The 17611-nt window shown below is 67.5% G+C and carries 13 protein-coding genes; 6 read left to right on the top strand and 7 right to left on the bottom strand.

What is annotated here, in order from left to right:
* Complete coding sequence (locus ACJRPG_RS08660) at positions 1 to 789, top strand: class I SAM-dependent methyltransferase (RefSeq protein WP_407999656.1); 789 nt, start codon at positions 1 to 3, stop codon at positions 787 to 789.
* Here the strand turns inward: ACJRPG_RS08660 and ACJRPG_RS08655 are convergent.
* From ACJRPG_RS08655 to ACJRPG_RS08645, 3 genes are read right to left on the bottom strand one after another with little or no spacing between them, the layout of a single operon-like run.
* Positions 738 to 1805, bottom strand: a complete 1068-nt coding sequence (locus tag ACJRPG_RS08655; RefSeq protein ID WP_407999655.1) for a glycosyltransferase family 4 protein — start codon at positions 1803 to 1805, stop codon at positions 738 to 740. The genes ACJRPG_RS08660 and ACJRPG_RS08655 overlap by 52 nt on opposite strands.
* A complete protein-coding gene (locus ACJRPG_RS08650) occupies positions 1805 to 3250 on the bottom strand; it encodes an oligosaccharide flippase family protein (RefSeq protein ID WP_407999654.1) in 1446 nt (481 codons plus the stop codon). Before ACJRPG_RS08650 ends, ACJRPG_RS08655 begins: the two co-directional genes overlap by 1 nt.
* 2 nt (positions 3251 to 3252) lie before the next feature.
* Positions 3253 to 5316, bottom strand: a complete 2064-nt coding sequence (locus ACJRPG_RS08645; protein WP_407999993.1) for a glycosyltransferase — start codon at positions 5314 to 5316, stop codon at positions 3253 to 3255.
* A gap of 97 nt (positions 5317 to 5413) precedes the next feature.
* On the opposite strand from ACJRPG_RS08645, the gene ACJRPG_RS08640 reads away from it, so the two are divergent.
* Genes ACJRPG_RS08640 through ACJRPG_RS08630 form a run of 3 tightly spaced genes read left to right on the top strand, consistent with a single transcriptional unit; the run spans position 5414 to position 7975 of the window.
* On the top strand, positions 5414 to 6688 hold the full coding sequence (locus tag ACJRPG_RS08640; RefSeq protein WP_407999653.1) for a putative O-glycosylation ligase, exosortase A system-associated: 1275 nt from the start codon (positions 5414 to 5416) through the stop codon (positions 6686 to 6688).
* Positions 6689 to 6743: 55 nt separating this feature from the next.
* Complete coding sequence (locus ACJRPG_RS08635) at positions 6744 to 7397, top strand: GNAT family N-acetyltransferase (RefSeq protein WP_407999652.1); 654 nt, start codon at positions 6744 to 6746, stop codon at positions 7395 to 7397.
* Positions 7373 to 7975, top strand: a complete 603-nt coding sequence (locus ACJRPG_RS08630; RefSeq protein ID WP_407999651.1) for a tetratricopeptide repeat protein — start codon at positions 7373 to 7375, stop codon at positions 7973 to 7975. Before ACJRPG_RS08635 ends, ACJRPG_RS08630 begins: the two co-directional genes overlap by 25 nt.
* Here ACJRPG_RS08630 and prsR read toward each other — a convergent pair whose 3' ends face one another.
* From prsR to ACJRPG_RS08615, 3 genes are read right to left on the bottom strand one after another with little or no spacing between them, the layout of a single operon-like run.
* On the bottom strand, positions 7976 to 9322 hold the full coding sequence (gene prsR, locus ACJRPG_RS08625; RefSeq protein ID WP_407999650.1) for a PEP-CTERM-box response regulator transcription factor: 1347 nt from the start codon (positions 9320 to 9322) through the stop codon (positions 7976 to 7978). It abuts the gene before it with no gap.
* A 12-nt stretch (positions 9323 to 9334) separates the two neighbouring features.
* On the bottom strand, positions 9335 to 11350 hold the full coding sequence (gene prsK, locus ACJRPG_RS08620) for an XrtA/PEP-CTERM system histidine kinase PrsK (protein WP_407999649.1): 2016 nt from the start codon (positions 11348 to 11350) through the stop codon (positions 9335 to 9337).
* Positions 11350 to 12720 (bottom strand): TIGR03013 family XrtA/PEP-CTERM system glycosyltransferase, encoded by a 1371-nt coding sequence (locus ACJRPG_RS08615; protein WP_407999648.1) that lies wholly within the window; start codon positions 12718 to 12720, stop codon positions 11350 to 11352. Before ACJRPG_RS08615 ends, prsK begins: the two co-directional genes overlap by 1 nt.
* A gap of 192 nt (positions 12721 to 12912) precedes the next feature.
* Between ACJRPG_RS08615 and nadB the strand changes: the two genes are divergently transcribed.
* Positions 12913 to 14526, top strand: a complete 1614-nt coding sequence (gene nadB / locus ACJRPG_RS08610) for an L-aspartate oxidase (protein ID WP_407999647.1) — start codon at positions 12913 to 12915, stop codon at positions 14524 to 14526.
* Entirely contained in the window at positions 14523 to 15389 is an 867-nt protein-coding gene (locus ACJRPG_RS08605) for a GNAT family N-acetyltransferase (protein WP_407999646.1), read from the top strand. Before nadB ends, ACJRPG_RS08605 begins: the two co-directional genes overlap by 4 nt.
* Here the strand turns inward: ACJRPG_RS08605 and ACJRPG_RS08600 are convergent.
* Positions 15376 to 17466, bottom strand: a complete 2091-nt coding sequence (locus tag ACJRPG_RS08600) for a 3-hydroxyacyl-CoA dehydrogenase NAD-binding domain-containing protein (RefSeq protein ID WP_407999645.1) — start codon at positions 17464 to 17466, stop codon at positions 15376 to 15378. The genes ACJRPG_RS08605 and ACJRPG_RS08600 overlap by 14 nt on opposite strands.
* Positions 17467 to 17611 lie beyond the last annotated feature (145 nt).

The following is a 17611-nucleotide window of genomic DNA, read 5'->3' as shown; positions in this document are numbered from 1 at the left end:
ATGCTGCCCCTTGCCACCTTTTCGCTGGCCGTGCTCGCCTGCCTGCTGACCGGCTACACCCTGCACAAGACCCGGCTGGTGCACCTGCTGCTGCACGAGCTGCGCGACCAGGGCCGGCAGGACAATGCCGCCCTGTTCCGCCAGATGGAGGCCCTGCATGCGCTGTACACCGAACTCCGGCTGCGGCGCAGCCTGCCCGCGACCCGCGGCTGGGCCGCCTCGCCCGACTTCCTGCTGGAACTGGCGCGGCACGCGCTGTCGGAACGCCCTCGCACCGTGGTCGAATGCAGCAGCGGCACCTCCACCCTGGTGCTGGCGCGCTGCATGCAGCTGAACGGCAGCGGCAAGGTATACAGCCTGGAGCACGATCCCCACTACGCCCGGGCCACGCGCGCCGAGCTGGCCCGGCATGGCCTGGCCGACTGGGCCGAAGTGCTGGACAGCTCGCTCACCGCCCAGGAGTTCCGCAGCGCGACCTGGCCCTGGTATGAGACCGCCGGTCTGCCCGGCGAGCGCATCGACATGCTCGCCATCGACGGCCCGCCGCAGGCGACGCGCCGCCTGGCACGCTACCCGGCCGGTCCGGCCCTGTTCGCCAGGCTGGCACCGGACGCGGCGGTCTTCCTCGACGATGCGAAACGGCCGGACGAGCAGGAGATCCTGCGCCGCTGGGCCAATGAGTACCCGGAAATGCAGCAGCAGATGCTGAACTGCGAAAAAGGCGCGGCCCTGCTGCGCTACCGGCCCTCCACGGCACGGCAGCCCGGGCGCTTCGCCACTTCCCCGTAGCAGGCGGCGATGTCCGCCGCGACCTTCTGCCAGCTATAGCGTTCCACCAGCTTGCGCACCGCGGCGCGCGGCGGCGGACTGGCTGCGAAAGCGCGCAGCGCTTCGCGCTGCGCAGCGGCATCGTCCCACGCCACCCTGCGCAACGCCATGCCGCCATCGTCCAGCTGCAGCGCGCTCTCCGCCGTCATCACGGCCGGCGTGCCGGCCGCCAGCGCTTCCAGCACCGACAAGGGGAAGACCTCGCCCTGGCTCGGCAATGCAGCCACGCTGGCGGCGGCGTAGGCGCTGGCCAGCAAGGGCGACTCGTGCGGCAGCTCGCCCAGCCAGCGCACCCAGGGCAACTGGCGCAGCGCGCGCAGGTAGGCGCTGTCGCCAACGCCGCAGCGCCCGATCAGCACCAGCGGCAGTTCCAGCCCGCGCATCGCCTGCGCCAGGCCCAGCTGGTTCTTGTAGGGCGTGAGGGCCGCCACCATCAGCACGAAGGGGCCGGCGATCCCCGTCTCCTTACGGAACAGTTCCGGCCCGGCCTCGAAAAAGCGTGCTGCAACCCCATTCGGCAGCACGCGGATGCGCGAGGCCTCGACCCGGAAGGCCGACACGATGGCATTGCGCTCCGCATCGCCCAGGGCCAGCAGCAGGTCGGCCAGCTGCACCGCGCGCTTGGCCTGGGCGAAGCTGGTTTGCACCTGCCAGCCGGTCAGGCGGCCGGTAATGCGGCCCGCGAAGTCGGCGCACAATCCGCTGGCGCGGTTCCAGCCCGGCGAGACCAGCGGCGACAGCACCACCGGCACCCCCATCTCCCTTGCCGATTCCACGATGCGGTAGTTGCCGTTGATGGCCGAGAACACGTGGATCAGGTTGTACTGGTCCAGGCGCTCGGTATTGGGATCGACCAGCCCGGCTTCCAGTCCGGCACCGGCGAGCGCATTCAGCGCCGCGATCGTTTCCCGCACCTGCACCTGCAGGCCGCCATCACGCTGGAATAACATCGGGTAGGACAAAATACCGATACGCATCACAGGTTCTCCTTTGCCTCACGCGGGCGCAAGCGCGACAGCAGGCGCATCAGCTCGTCCGCCAGCGGATGCCGCAGCAGCAGGATGCCGGCAATCCAGGCGGCGAGCGCCGCCAGCCCGCCGCCCATCAGCTGCCAGGCTGCGCCCTGCAGCGTCAATACCGCGGCAAGTCCGGGCACAGCGCAAAATGCCGCCAGCAGCGCGCTCTGCACGACACTCTGCAACAGGGCACCGGCGCTCACGCCGTGCAGGCGGTGCAGGCAACGCCAGATCAGCCAGCTGCGCGCCAGAAAACCGAAGACGACGGCGCACGCCACCCATTCCAGGCCAATCATGGCCGCCGGCAGCAGCGCAATGATGCGCAGCAGCACCGCCCATACATCCAGCCGCGCCTGCTCGCGCACCTGTCCGCTCGCGATGAACAGATAGCGCGCCATGCTGAACATGCTGTAAAGCGCGGACGACCAGCACATCAGCCGGATCAGCGGCGCCGCCGCATCCCACTGCGGCCCGTACAGCAGGCGCAGCACAGGCAGCGCCAGAATCCCCAGCAGGCAGAAAAAAGGCCAGGACAGAGCAGTCATATAGCGCACCGTCTTCAGGTAGCAGAGCCGCAGGTCGCCGCCCTGCCGCGCTTCCGCCGCGAACAGGGGCAGCAGCACCGGCGAGACCGCGCTCCCGATGCCATGGGCGAACAGGTTGAGCAGGCTCTGCGCCTTGCCGAACAGCGCCACCTCGGCGCTGCCCAGCAGGCGTCCGATAATGAGCTCCGGCGCCGCCACGCCTGCCTCGTCGATGATGTTGCCGCCCGTGGCATAGGCGCCGAAGCGCAGCACGGCGCGCATGCCGCGCCAGCGCGGCAGCCAGGGCAGGCTGCGCGGCCGGAAAAACAGGCTTGCAAGCAATCCCGCCAGCCCGGCGCACAGCGTCGCCATGGCGAGGCCGGTGCTGCCGTAGCCGTGCATGGCCAGTGCAACGGACACCAGGCATTGCGTCAGCGCGTGCGCGGTATTGATGCAGAAGACGGCGCGCCAGTTCAGCGTGCGGCGCAGCCAGGCCAGCGTCAGCGCGGTGAACGGCACCAGTGCGAAGTTCAGCGCGAGCAGCAGCAGCACGGGCCGCAGTGCCGGCACGCCGTAGAAGCCGGCCAGCGCGTCGCTGCCAAGGGCGATCAGTGCAGCCAGCGACCACCCGGCCGTGAGCGACACGGCCAGCGCGGCGCGCAGATGCTCGCGTGTGAGCTCGCGCGCGGCGACCACATACTGGCCGACGCCGAAGTCGCGCAGCACCTGCGCCAGCCCGGCCAGCACGGCGCCGATCGCGTAAATGCCGATATCGGCCGGCGTCAGCATGCGCGCTACCAGCATGCTGGCGGCGGTGGCCAGCAGCAGCGACGTGTATTTCTCGGCGAAGGAGAACAGCAGCGAGCGGCGCGTGCTGTTCATGCTCAGACCAGGCCGCGATAGAAGGCGTGCACCTGCGCCTGCACGATACTGTGGTCGTAGCGCGCGCAGACCTCGGCCCTGCCCCGTTCGGCCATGCAGAGGCGGCGCGCCGGATCGGCCAGCAATGCGGCCACCGTGGCGGCCGTGGCGTGCAGGTCGTCCGCCGGCACCAGCACACCGCCCGCGCTGCCGCCCAGCACATCCGCATTGCCCGGCACATCGCTTGCCACGCAGGGAACGCCGCAGGCCATTGCCTCGATGGTGGCAATGCCGAAGCCTTCACGGCAGCTGAGCAGCAGGTGCAGGTCCAGTGCCGGCAGCACTTTCTCCACCTCGGACTGGAAGCCGGCGAATATCACTTGGTGGGCCACGCCGACCGCGTCCGCCCGGCGCCGCAAGGCCCGTTCCAGCGGCCCGCTGCCCGCGAACACCAGGGTCAGGCCGGGAAAGCCCGGCAGCAAAGCCTTCAGCAGGTAGATCAGCTGATCCGGACGCTTTTGCGGCGAGAGGCGGCCCACGCAGCCGATCAGGGGCGCATTGTCCGGCACGCCCCATGCCGCGCGCGTTGCCCGCCGCGCCTCGCGCGAAGGACGGAAGCGCCGGGTGTCGATGCCGTTCGGGATGACGGCCTGCCGCGCCGCGGGCGGCAGGTAGTCGCGGTAGATGGCCAGGAAATGCTCCAGCGCGGAACGGGACACGGCATACACGCCGCGCACGCCCGCAAAGGCCTGGCGCAGCAGGGGCTCATGCCAGGCGCTGACCGCTTCCCTGGGAAAGGCATTGTGCACGCTGATCACGGCAGGCAGCGCGCAGCGCGAGGCCAGCCACAGCGCGGTGCTGCCATAGCTGGTCCAGCAATAGGCCACGTGCACCAGGGCGGGGTGCGCCTTGCGCAGGCGCCGCGTGTGCCACAGCGCGGCGCGCAGCCGGTTCAGGCGCCGCCAGCGCCACTGCTCGAAGACCGGCGGCGGCGCGAATTCCAGCACGCCCTGGCCGGCTTTCCTCAAGCCATCCAGCCAGGGACGGGCGCCACGGAAAGGCGCCACGGCGAGCACGCTCTCCAGGCCCGCCGCGCGCAGGTAGCGTCCCTCCTGCGCCATGCGCATCTCCATGCCGCCCAGCTCTCCGGAGTAGGACGTGATGAATACCGGCCTGCGCGGCGGCGCGCTCCAGGCCTCTTCCAGGTAGCCGCGCAGCCGGGCCAGTTCCCAGCGGTGCATGAAGGTCTGGCTGGCGCCGCCGGTGGCGGCCGCGCGCAGCAGGCCAGCCAGTTCCTGCAGGGCCCTTGCGAACATCCAGCGCGGCACCCGCAGCAGTTCCGGGAATACGCCCTGCGGCTGCTGGTGGAACTCGCCGCGCCCGAAACGCCTGGCGCGTTCCAGCACCCAGGCCTCGCTCATCTGCCGGGCGCGGATATGGTGCGCCACGCGTGCCCCGGCGCAGAACCAGGCCCGGTGCCCCGCGTCCGCGAGGCGGCGCGTCAGCTCCACCTCGCCGCCCATCGCATAGGAACCCGCATTCGGCCCCAGCGCATCGTTGAAGCGCAGCCCGCCGGCAAAGAGATGCGCACGGATCGCCATGTTGGCGCCCCATACCAGTCCCGCGCATACCGGCCCTTCCGGCCGGCCCGCCTCCGTGATGCCGAAGGTCAGGCCGAGCGGCACCTGCTGCTGCAGCCAGTGCGGCGCTTCCATCGCCCAATCGGCTTCGATGGCGCCGCCGAAGATGTCGAACAGGGGCTGGCGCCAGCCTGCATCGAAGAAGCGCAGCAGCCAGTCCGGCTGGGGGGCTGCGTCGTCGTCGGTGAACACGAGGAGATCCTGCGGGCCGCCCGGCGCCAGCGAATCGAGGCCGCAGTTGAGGGCCATGTTCTTGCCGCGCCGTGGTTCATGCAGCACCTGCAGGGGCAGCCGCGAGGTGAAACGCATCAGCAGCGGCAAGGTATTGTCGGTGCTGCCATTATCGATGACCAGCAGCCGCCAGCCGCCCGGCGGAGCCTGCAAACGGCAGTAGGCGGCCAGCACTTTGGGCAAAGTGGCTGCGCCATTGAAGGTGGCCATGAGCACGGTCAACAAAGCACGTCCTCCTTCGACATAAGATGGCTAGCCTGAACCAGTGTACTGGCCGCCGTCCGGCCAGCCTTGCGACAGCTCAAGCCTTGCCATGCGCGATATCCTTGTTACCGTTTTCATCTTCGGCAGCCTGCCCTGGATCCTGCGCGCGCCCGCGAACGGCGCGCTGATGTGGGTGCTGGTCAGCGTGATGAATCCGCATACGCAGGGCTGGGGCTTTGCCCAAAGCTTCCCCTTCGCGCAGCTTGTGGCCGGCGCTACCCTTCTCAGCCTGCTGCTCGCGCGCGGCCCGCGCATGTGGCCCGTGGTGCCGGTGACGATGACTTTGCTGGTCTTTGTGCTGTGGATGAACCTCACCACCGCCTTCGCCATGTATCCGAATGCGGCTTCGGCGCAGTATTCGAAGGTGATGAAGATCATGCTGATGACCTTCGTGGTGGCGATGGCGATCCGTACCCGCGAGGACGTGCACCGGCTGATCTGGGTGCTGGTCATTTCGCTTGGCTTCTACGGCGTCAAGGGGGGCCTGTTCACCATCCGCAGCGGCGGCACGCAGCGCGTCTGGGGGCCGCCGGGTTCCTTCATCGGCGACAACAACGAGATCGCGCTGGCCCTGATCATGACCATTCCGCTGATGATCTACCTGTACCAGAACGCGGCGGGCATCTGGGTCAAGCGCGGCCTGGCGCTGTCCATGGGCCTGACCGCGCTGGCCGCGCTCGGCAGCTACTCGCGCGGCGGGCTGGTGGCCATTACGGCGATGCTGATGTATGTGTGGCTGCGCAGCCGGCACAAGCTGGCCGGCATTGCGCTGCTGGTGCTTGCGGTGCCGCTGCTGCTGCTTTTCATGCCCGATGCCTGGAGCGAGCGGATGGACAGCATTGCGGACTACCAGGCCGACAGTTCCGCCCAGGGACGCATCAATGCCTGGATCATGGCCTATAACCTGGCGCGCGACCGCATTCTCGGCGGCGGTTTCAGCCTGTATGAACCGATGACCTTCGCCATGTACGCGCCCGATCCCTCCGGCGTGCATGCGGCGCACAGCATCTACTTCCAGGCCATGGCCGAACACGGCTTCGTCGGCCTCGCCCTGTACCTGCTGCTCGGCTGGCTGACCTGGCGCTCCACGGCGTGGATACTGCGCCATAGCCGTGGCGTGAGCGCCCTGCACTGGGCATCCACCCTGGCCGTGGCCATCCAGGCCAGCCTGGTGGGCTTTGCGGTCGGCGGCGCCTTCCTCAGCCTCCTCTACTTCGATGTGCCCTATTACCTGATGGTGGCCGCCGTGGTAACACGCCTGCTGGTGGCACGCAAGCTCTCACTTGAGCATGCGCAAATCCGCAGCCGCTATGCGGGGGTTTAATGGCCGGATGAACCGGCTCTCCGACACTTTCCGGGAACTCGGCCCCGGATGCGCCATGCTGTATGGCCTGGCGCGCGCTGCCCGCCTTTGCGGCGCGCGCCTGTTCTGCTATCGCTTCGTGGCCCAGCCTGTGAATCCGCGCCCGCCGCGGCCGCGCCGTATTGCGGCCACCTCGTTTGCCGCCGCCAGCCGTGTGTCCGAACTCGGCGCCGGCCGCCCGCGGCCGGACGCAATCCTGGCGCAGCGCTTCGCCAGCGGCGCCCGGTGCGTCGCCGCGTCGCGCGACGGGCAGCTGGCGGGCTTCCTCTGGTACCAGCTGGGCGCCTACGACGAGGACGAGGTGCGTGCGCGCTACCGCATGGCCGGGCCGGAACTGGCATGGGACTTCGACGTCTTCGTCCAGCCGGCGCTGCGCTGCGGCCCGACCTTCGGCCGCCTGTGGGAAGAAGCGCACCGCGAACTCGATGCAGCAGGCGTGCGCTGGACCTGCAGCCGCATCTCGCCATTCAACGCAGCTTCCCTGCGCGCCCACACACGGCTCGGCGCGCGCAGCATCGGCACTGCGGCGTTTCTCTGCATCGGCCGCCTGCAGTTCATGGCCGGCACCCTCGCCCCCTACGTCCACGTATCGCTTTCCAGGCCGGTCGAACTGGAGTTCGGCCTGAGCCTCCTAAGGGAGACCCCATGCGTACAATCATCTGCTGCCTGATCCTGCTGGTCCATGCCACGGCCATGGCCTGCCCGCCATTCGTTCCACCGCAAAGCGGCGGCGACTACAACGACCCGGACGCGCGCCAGCGCCTCGATACGGTCGAACGCTTCCACTTCACTGCGCGCGTGGAAAAGCTGCTGCAGGGCGAATCCGGTTATCTCGGCGGCGACATCGGCTATACGCTGGAACACTTTGCCAACCATCCGCGTGCGCTGGCCTCCATGGCGAAACTGGCCCTGCGCGAGAAAACGCCGAAACCGCGGGGCGCCGGCTATTCCGTCGACTGCTACTTCGACCGCGCCATCCGCTTCCGGCCGGAGGATGCCCGGGTACGCGCAGTCTTCGGCGCCTGGCTGCTGGCGAACCAGAAGGAGGCGGCGGCGCTGGAACAGCTGCAGGAAGCGGCGCGGCTGGCGCCGGATAATGCGGCCAACCATTACAACCTCGGCCTGCTCTACCTGCGCCGCAAGGATTACGACAGGGCGCGCGAGGCGGCGCAGGAAGCGTATGCGATGGGATTCCCCCTGCCCGGCCTGCGCAGCAAACTGCAGGCAGCGGGAAAATGGCAGGAGTGACTACTTGATGCCGTGATGGCTCATCATGTCGTACAGCGTGGGCCGGCTTACGCCAAGCAGTTCTGCCGCCCGCGCGATATTGCCGCCGGTTCGTGCCAGCGCTTTCACCATCACCTCGTATTCCGCGGCATCGCGGGCGGCGCGCAGGTCGAGCCGTTCCTCGGCCTGGACGGCTTCCGGCAGGCCCAGGTCGGCAGCGGTCAGTGAAGGCCCATCGCACATGATGACGGCGCGCTTGATGCAGTTCTCCATCTCGCGCACATTGCCCGGCCAGCCGTAGGACTCGATGGCAGCCAGTGCGTCCGGCGCGAACGGCATGGCCTGCCGCCTTTCCTGATGGGCGTAGCGGTTGCGGAAGTGCTGGGCGAGCAGCACGCTGTCGCCGACCCGCTCGCGCAGCGCGGGGATCATCAGGACGATCTCGCTGAGCCGGTAGAACAGGTCTTCGCGGAAGGCGCCGGCGTCGACCAGCGATTTCAGGTTGCGATGGGTGGCGCAGACGATGCGCACATCGACTGCAATCTCCTTGCGGCCGCCCACGCGTTCGATCACCCGTTCCTGGATGAAGCGCAGCAGCTTGGCCTGCAGCGGCAGCGCCATATCGCCGATTTCGTCCAGGAAGAAGGTGCCCCCGTGCGCCAGTTCGATCTTGCCCAGCGTTTGCTGGGCAGCTCCGGTGAAAGCGCCCTTCTCGTAGCCGAACAGCTCACTTTCCAGCAGCTGCTCGGGAATGGCGGCGCAGTTGATGGCCACGAAGCGCTTGTCATGGCGGGCGCTCAGCTGGTGCAGCCCGCGCGCAATCACCTCTTTGCCGGTGCCCGACGCGCCCAGCAGCATCACCGTGGCCGACGACGGCGCGACCTTCTCGATGCTGCGGCACATCCTGAGCATGCCGGGATCGCGCGTCACAATGCCTGCCAGCGGCGAATCGGCCGCCGTCTGCAGCATGCGGCGGTTCTCTTCCTGCACCTGGTGCAGGAAGAAGGCGCGCTCGATCAGCAGCTGCAGCAGTTCCGGGTCCAGCGGCTTTTGCTGGAAGTCGTAGGCTCCCAGCGACACCGCTTTCAGCACGTTGGCGCGGTCTTCGTTCCCGGACAGGACGATGATCTTGGTGTCCGGCGCCAGCGCCAGCGCGTCGCGCAACAGGGCCAGCCCTTCGCGCGCACCGCCGGCGTCGGGCGGCAGGCCAAGGTCCATCGTCATCACTGCGGGCTGGTGGCGCCGCATCTGCGCCAGCGCGCCATCCCGGTCGCCGGCCAGCAGCACCTCGTAGCTGTCCAGGCACCAGCGCAACTGGCGCTGCAGTCCGGGGTCATCCTCCACCACCAGCAGTTTTCGCTTGCTCATGCGCCCTCCCCGCTATGCCGCCGCTGCTGCACTGTGCAGCGGCAGGATGACCCGGAACGTCGTACCGCTGCCCGGCGTGCTGCAAACCTCCATCCGTCCGCCCAGCGCGCGCACGTACTCGCGCGCTTCGTAGACGCCGATACCCATGCCGCCGTCCTTTGTCGTTTCGAAGGGCCGGAACAGGCGCTCGCTCAGGAACTGCTGGCTCATGCCGGCGCCCGTATCCGTCACGGCAATCTGCGCCTCGCCGCCGCGCTGGCCGAGCGTGACAACGATGCCGCCATCGGGCGGCGTCGCATCCACTGCGTTCTGCACCAGGTGGGCCAGCACGCGCTCCAACTGGCCGCCGTCCGCCTGCACCAGCAAACCATCGCGCTCGACCTGCAGCGCCGGCCGCGGCAGCGCCGTAGCGAAGCCGCGCAGCACCTCCTCGCACAGTTCCGACAGTGCCACGGCAGTATGCCCGTCGGCGGCGGGCTGCTGCCGAAGCCTGTGCAGCAGGCGTTCCATCTTGGCCGCTCCCGCCGCCAGCGTTGCCAGCAGGTCGTCCTGGAATTCCGGGTTCGAGCGATGCCGCTCCGCATTTGCCAGCAGGAGCCGCTGCTGCGCCAGCAGTCCTTTCAGGTCGTGCACGATGAAGGTCGTCATGCGGTGGAAGGAGTCGAACTGGCGGGTCACGGCCAGCTTGTCCGCCAGTTCAGCGTGTGCGAGGCAGCTGGCGGCCTGGCTGCCTGCGATGCGCAGCAGCTCGCGCAGTTCCCAGTTCAGCGGGACGAGCACACGCGGCCTGGCCAGCGCCACAAAGCCGGACAGGCCGCCGTGCAGCATCAGCGGCACCACGAGCCACAGCTGCGGAATGCCGTCCAGCCACTGCGGCACAGGCAGGCCGCTGCCGTCACCCGCCTCCACAATCCATTGCCGCTCGCGCAGCAGCTGGCTGAACGCGCTGTCCGCTGCTTCCTGCGCACTCTGGCGCGGCATGCCCCAGGCGGCGGCAGGCGTAAATACGCCGTCCCTCAGCAGCCACAACGCGCCTGCCGGGCTTTCCGCCAGTGCCGCGATGGCCTGAATCGCCTGCTCGCCGGGATTGATTCCCGGCGTGGACAACGAGTAAGTGAAGCGCTGCCACTCCTCGCGGTAGTCGAAGCCGCCGCGGAAGAAATGGCGGGCGACGAATACCCGCAGCGCTGCGCGCGCCGTGCCGGAGAACAGCGCGCCTGCCAGCAGCAGCGCCGCGCCGGACAGGCAGGCCATTTGCATCAGCGGGCCCCAGGCGCCGCCCGATTCGCGCAGGTACCAGCCGCCCACCGCCATCGCCAGCAAATAGGCCGCACTGCCAAGCAGCGCAGCTGAGCGCAAGGCCATCCGGCGCGAGATGGCGAGCCCGGTCCGCCAGGCCGGATTGCGGGCCGCCGCGATGGCCAGCAGCGGCACGCACAGTGCGTTGACGAGGCCGCGCGCTGCCAGGATATCCGGGTGAATGCGGCGGAACAGCAAGGCATCGCTATACAGGTAAAACTCATAGGCGAACACCGCACCAACGCCCAGGCAGGCGAACTTCATGCTCCAGCGCTCCCGCGCCGGCGTGTGGCGGAACAGCATTTCGGTCAGCACCAGGCCGAGCACCGCCAGCAGCAGGCGCGCGCCGATGGCCGCCACCGGCCCCTGCTCGCCGCTAGCGTGCTGCAGTTCGGCCGCGCCCAGCGCCACGCCGAGCAGCAAGGCCCCCAGCAGCAGCAAGCGCTTCATGGGAATGCCGGCAGGCGCCAGCAGGAAGGCCGGGAAGGCAAGCCAGGCGTAGATGCGCGCTGCATCCAGCAGTTCGGCGGCCACGCTCCAGTCAGCGGACGGCAGCCCGGCGGCAAAGCCCACGGCCAGCGACCAGCCGCCGCTCAGCGCGCAGGCCGCAATCAGCAGGCGCTGGTTGGCGCGGGCGCGCTGGCTGGCCAGCAGCACCATGGCGAAACCGAGAAAAGCAGCGGCCGCGATGCCATGGCTGACCACTGCCACAATTGCAGCGTGCTCCATCAGCGCGCGCCTTTGCCGAACAGGACCACCTGTATGGTCTCGATCAGGATCAGCAGGTCGAGGAACAGGCTGTTGTTCTTCACGTAGTAAAGGTCATATTGCAGCTTGCAGACGGCATCGTCCACGGTGGCGCCATACTGGTAGCGCACCTGCGCAAGCCCCGTGATGCCGGGCTTGATGCTGTGCCGGATGTCGTAGTAGGGAATCTGGCGCGACAGCTGCTCCACGAAATAGGCCCGCTCCGGCCTTGGCCCGACAAAACTCATCTCGCCCCGGAATACGTTGACCATCTGCGGCAGTTCATCGATGCGCAGCTTGCGCAGCCAGGCGCCGGTGCGGGTCACGCGCGGGTCGGCCTCGGAAGCCCAGCGCGGCTGGCCGTCGCGCTCCGCATCCGTGCGCATGCTGCGGAATTTGAGCACTTCGAACAGCTTGCCGTCCTTGCCAACGCGCTGCTGGCGGAACATCACCGGCCCGCCATCTTCGAGCAGGATGCAGGCCGCCGCCGCCAGCATCACCGGCAAAGCCAGGGTGAAGATCGCAGCACTGGCGGCCAGGTCGAAGGCGCGCTTGACCGCTGCCCGCGCAAAGCTCTGGTCGAAGCCGCCGCCGAAGATCAGGAAACTGGGCTGCACGGAGTCGACCCGGATCTGGCTGGCCTCGCGCTCGAAGAAGCTTGCCGCATCGGTCACGCGCACGCCGCCCAGCGTGCATTCGAGCAGCTCGCGCACCGGATAGCCGCCGCTGCGCCGGTCGCCTACGGAGACGATGACTTCATGCGCATTGTGGCGCCGCGCCAGTGCCAGCAGCGAGTCGCCGCCGCGCAGCAGCACCGAGGCGGGAACGCAGCACTCGTCGCCATGCACCGGCACGCAGCCTATCACCTCAAAACGGTGCAGGCCGCGCGTGCCGGCTGCCAGCTCCAGGCATTCGCGCGCCACCTGGCCTTCGCCGACCACAATCAGGCGCTCCGTCAGCATGGTGGACTGCGCCGACGAATGCAGCAGCATCCGCACCAGCAGCACGCCGCCGCCGCCGATCAGCAGCGCCAGGCCGCCAGCCTTGCCCAGCGCGATGGCGGGCAGCAGCTGGGCCAGCGCAGCGTGCAGGGCGAATCCGAGCGGCATGGCAGGCAGCAGCCGGAGCATCATGGCGCGCGCATCCTCGCGCACCTGCTGCTGGTACAGCCCGAGGCCCGCCATGCAGAGCAGCGTTACGGCGGCGAAGCTGCCCGCAGGCAGCTGGAAACCGGCCGGCGTCTGGCCCCAAAGCAGCATGGCCACGCCGCCCGCGCCAAACAGCAGCATGAGCTCCATCAGCACCAGGATGAAGGCCATGCGGGATACATAATGGTGGAAGATGCGGATCACGGCACTCGCTCCCGCGCCCCGTTGGGGGACGCCGCCGCCACCGTTGCCGATGGCTCAGCCATGATGCCGGAGCGCCGTCCGGCCCGCCTTGAGGCGGCGCAATCCGGGCCCGCTATCGGGCCATGTATGACGCGTTGATGACAAATGGCTTATAGTCATGCTTCTTTACTTGCAAAAACACGCTGAAACGCCATGAAATTTGATGTCGCCATCGTCGGCAGCGGGCTGGCTGGCCTGTCCGTCGCCCTGCACCTTGCCGAGACCCGGAAAGTTGCCATTGTTTCCAAACGCGCGCTACTGGATGGCGCCAGCAACTGGGCCCAGGGCGGCATTGCGGCGGTGCTGGACTCCGGCGACAGCCACGAACAGCATATCGCCGACACGCTGGAAGCCGGCGGCGGCCTGTGCGACGAAGGCGCCACCCGCTATATCGTGGAACATGGCCGCGAGGCCATTGAATGGCTGATCGCGCAGGGCGTGCCCTTTACCCGCGATGACAGCGCGGAACTGGGCTTCCACCTGACCCGGGAAGGCGGCCATAGCCAGCGCCGCATCATCCATGCGGCCGACGCCACCGGCCACGCGGTGCAGGTAACGCTGGAAGAAAAAGTGCGTGCGCACCCGAACATCACCCTGTTCGAGCACCACTGCGCCATCGACCTGATTACGACCGACAAGCTGGGCCCGCGCCCGGTGACTACCGGCTCCCAGACCAAATGCCATGGCCTGTATATGCAGGATACGCGCGACGGCCAGGTGCACACCGTCGCCGCCGAACACACGGTGATGGCCACCGGCGGCGCGGGCAAGGTCTATCTGTACACCACCAATCCCGATACGGCCAGCGGCGACGGCATCGCCATGGCCTGGCGCGCCGGCTGCCGCGTGTCGAACATGGAATTCATCCAGTTCCACCCTACCTGCCTGTATCACCCGTATGCGAAATCCTTCCTGATCACGGAAGCGATCCGCGGCGAAGGCGGCCTGCTCAAGCTGCCGCCGGAAGCCGGCGCCGCTGCGGGCCAGCGTTTCATGCTGCAGCACGATCCGCGCGCCGAACTGGCGCCGCGCGACGTGGTGGCGCGCGCCATCGACTTCGAGATCAAGAAGCGCGGCCTGGATTACGTGCACCTGGACATCAGCCACAAGCCGGCCGATTTCCTGATCGAGCACTTCCCTACCATCTACGCCCGCTGCCTGGAACTGGGCATCGACATCACCAAGGAACCGATTCCTATCGTTCCGGCCGCGCACTATACCTGCGGCGGCGTGGTGACGGACCTGTTCGGCCGCACCGACCTGCCAGGCCTGTATGCCGTCGGCGAAACCGCGTGCACCGGCCTGCACGGGGCCAACCGCCTGGCCAGCAATTCGCTGCTGGAATGCGTGGTGATCGGCCGCGCCTGCGCCCAGGACATCCTGGCGCAGGATAAGGAAGGCACGCCCTACCTGCCGGACTGGGACGAAAGCCGTGTGACCGATGCCGACGAAGAAGTGGTCATCGCCCACAACTGGGATGAACTGCGCCGCTCCATGTGGAACTACGTGGGCATCGTCCGCACCACCAAGCGCCTGGAACGCGCTCAGCACCGTATTGCGCTGCTGAAGGAAGAAATCGACGAGTACTACGGCAAGTTCCGCATCACGGCCGACCTGCTGGAGCTGCGCAACCTGGTCGACGTGGCCTCGATGATCGTCAACAGCGCGCTGCAGCGGCGCGAGAGCCGCGGCCTGCACTACAGCCGCGATTATCCCGGCACCCTGCCGAAGGCGCTGCCGAGCATCCTCACTCCTGCACGGCGATGACTCCGCAGGCCGTCGCCCAGGCGCAGCTGGATGCATATAACGCCCACGATGTGGACGGCTTGTGTGCGCTGTACGCTGACGGCGCCTGCCAGTACCGCCATCCCGACATCCTGCTGGCGCAGGGACGGCAGGCAATCCGCAGGCGCTATGCGGAGCGCTTCGCCGGCAGCAGCCCGCGCGCGCAACTGCTGCAGCGCATCGTGTCGGGCAACACGGTGGTCGATTCGGAGCGCGTGCACGACGGCGCTTCCTATACCGAACTGCTGGCCATCTACGAAGTAATGAACGGCCAGATCGCGAAAGCCTGGTTCCGCAACGGCGCCACCACGCAGCTGCGCGTAGCGCGCCATGAGGACATTCCGGTGATGGAGGCGCTGATCGCACGCTCCGGGATTGAACTGAGCAAAGGGTTCTACAGCGAAGAACAGGCGGCGGCCGTCACCAAACACGTATTCGGCGTCGATACCCAGCTGGTGGAAGACGCAACCTATTTCATCATTGAACGCGATGGCGAAGCGCTGGCCTGCGGCGGCTGGAGCAAGCGCGCCACGCTGTTCGGCGGCGACCGGCACAAGTCCGGCCCGGATCCGCTGCTGGACCCGGCCACGCAGCCCGGCCGCATCCGCGCCTTCTTTGTCGATCCATCGGCGCCGCGGCAAGGCCTGGGCACCATGCTGATGCAGCATTGCGAGCGCGAGGCATTGGCTCAGGGCTTCCAGCTGCTCGAACTGGCGGCAACCATGCCCGGCGTGCCGCTCTACAAGGCGGCCGGATTCGAGAGCGTGGAAGATTTCGCGCTCACGCTGCCGGGCGATGTGTCGGTACCGCTCGCCCGGATGCGCAAGCTGCTCAGCGGCTGTTGAAACCCTTGCCTTCGGCGGCCAGCTTCACCAACAGCGGCGCCGGTTTCCATGCATCGCCGTGGCGGCCCCTGGCAAAGCGCTCCACCGACGCCAGCACGTTCGGCAGACCCACCGTATCGGCGTAGAACATCGGACCGCCACGGAACAGCGGGAAACCATAACCGGTCAGGTAGACCATATCGATGTCGGACGCGCGCTGCGCAATGCCCTCTTCCAGGATCAACGCACCCTCGTTCACCAGCGCATACACCAGGCGCTCGACGATTTCCTGGTCACTGATCTTGCGGCGTTCCACGCCGATATCGGCCGAGTGCTTCACGATCATGTCGTTCACCGCCGCATTCGGGTAAGCCTTGCGGTCGCCCGCCTTGTAGTCGTACCAGCCGCCGCCGGTCTTCTGGCCGAAACGGCCCATTTCGCACAGCAGGTCGGCCGTTTTCGAGTAGCTGACTTCCGGCTTTTCGATATAGCGGCGCTTGCGGATCGCCCAGCTGATGTCATTGCCTGCCATATCGATCATGCGGAACGGGCCCATGGCGAAACCGAACTTCTCGATGGCCTTGTCCACCTGCTCCGGCAGGCAGCCTTCTTCCAGCAGGAATCCCGCCTGGCGGCTGTACTGCTCGATCATGCGGTTGCCGATAAAGCCATCGCAGACGCCGGACACCACGCCCGTCTTCTTCAGTTTTTTGGACAGCGCCATGGTGGTCGCCAGCACGTCCTTGCCGGTTTCCTTGCCGCGCACGATCTCCAGCAGCTTCATTACGTTCGCGGGGCTGAAGAAGTGGGTGCCGATTACATCCTGAGGGCGTTTGGTGAAGGCCGCGATGCGGTCCACGTCCAGCGTGGAAGTATTGGATGCCAGGATGGCGCCCGGCTTCATCACCTCATCCAGCTTGCGGAACACCGCTTCCTTCACGCCCATCTCTTCGAACACGGCTTCCACCACGATGTCCGCCTGCGCAATGGCTTCATAGTCCAGCGTGGTGCTGATCAGGGCCATGCGCTGGTCGAACTTCTCCTGCGTCAGCTTGCCCTTCTTCAGCGTGTTCTCGTAATTCTTGCGGATGGTGGCGATGCCGCGCTCCAGCGCCTCCGGTTTCGTTTCGAGGATGGTGACGGGAATGCCCGCATTCGCGAAGTTCATCGCAATGCCGCCGCCCATGGTGCCCGCGCCGATCACGGCCGCCTTCTCAATCTTGCGCACCGGCGTATCGGAAGGCACGTCGGGAATCTTGCTTGCTTCGCGTTCGGCGAAGAAGGCGTGGCGCAGCGATTTCGATTCCGGCGTCTGCATCAGGTGCAGGAAGCGTTCGCGTTCGAACTTCAGGCCGTCCTCGAACTTCTTCGTGACCGAAGCCGCCACGGTTTCCACGCATTCGATCGGCGCCGGGAACGGGCCTGCCACGGCCTTCACCGTGTTGCGGCTGAACTGGAGGAATGCTTCATGGTTGGGATAGTCCACCTTGCGGTCGCGCACACGCGGCAGCGGACGCACGTCGGCGATCTTTTCCGCGAAGGCGACGGCCGCCGGAACCAGCTCGGTTCCGGCCGCGAACACTTCGTCGAACAGGGCCGACCCGGCCAGCGTTTCCGACAGCGCCGGCGTGCCGGACACGATCATGTTGAGCGCCTTCTCCAGCCCCAGTACGCGCGGCAGGCGTTGCGTGCCGCCTGCGCCGGGTAACAGTCCAAGCTTCACTTCCGGCAGCGCGATCTGCGCGCCCGGCAGGGCCACGCGGTAATTGCAGCCCAGCGCCAGTTCCAGGCCGCCGCCCATGCAGACGGAATGGATGGCGGCCACCACGGGCTTGGCCGAGTCTTCCGCCACGCGGATCAGCGTATGCAGCGTGGGTTCCGCCAGCGCTTTGGGCGAATTGAATTCCTTGATGTCGGCGCCGCCCGAGAAGGCTTTGCCCGCACCGGTGATGACGATGGCCTTGATGGCGGCATCGTCGTTGGCGCGGCGGATACCTTCCACCGCAGCGGTGCGGGTGGCGTAACCCAGTCCATTGACCGGCGGATTGTTCAGCGTGATGACAGCTACGGAACCGTGGACCTGGTAATCGGCGCTCATTGTCTCTTTCCTCTTCTGCGATGGTCGGGATCCAGCCACTATACCCCATAATAGAGCGACCGTGCTATTTGCTCCGTCATTCCCGCGAAGGCGGGACGGTCCGCCGATGCGGTCCAGGCCAGCGGCTGCAACCCTGGGCCCCCGC

The sequence above is a fragment of the Pseudoduganella rhizocola genome (assembly GCF_045984285.3).
GTDB lineage: Bacteria > Pseudomonadota > Gammaproteobacteria > Burkholderiales > Burkholderiaceae_D > Rugamonas.
The sequence above is the reverse complement of the archived record's forward strand: the minus strand, read 5'-3'. Positions and strand labels throughout refer to the sequence as shown.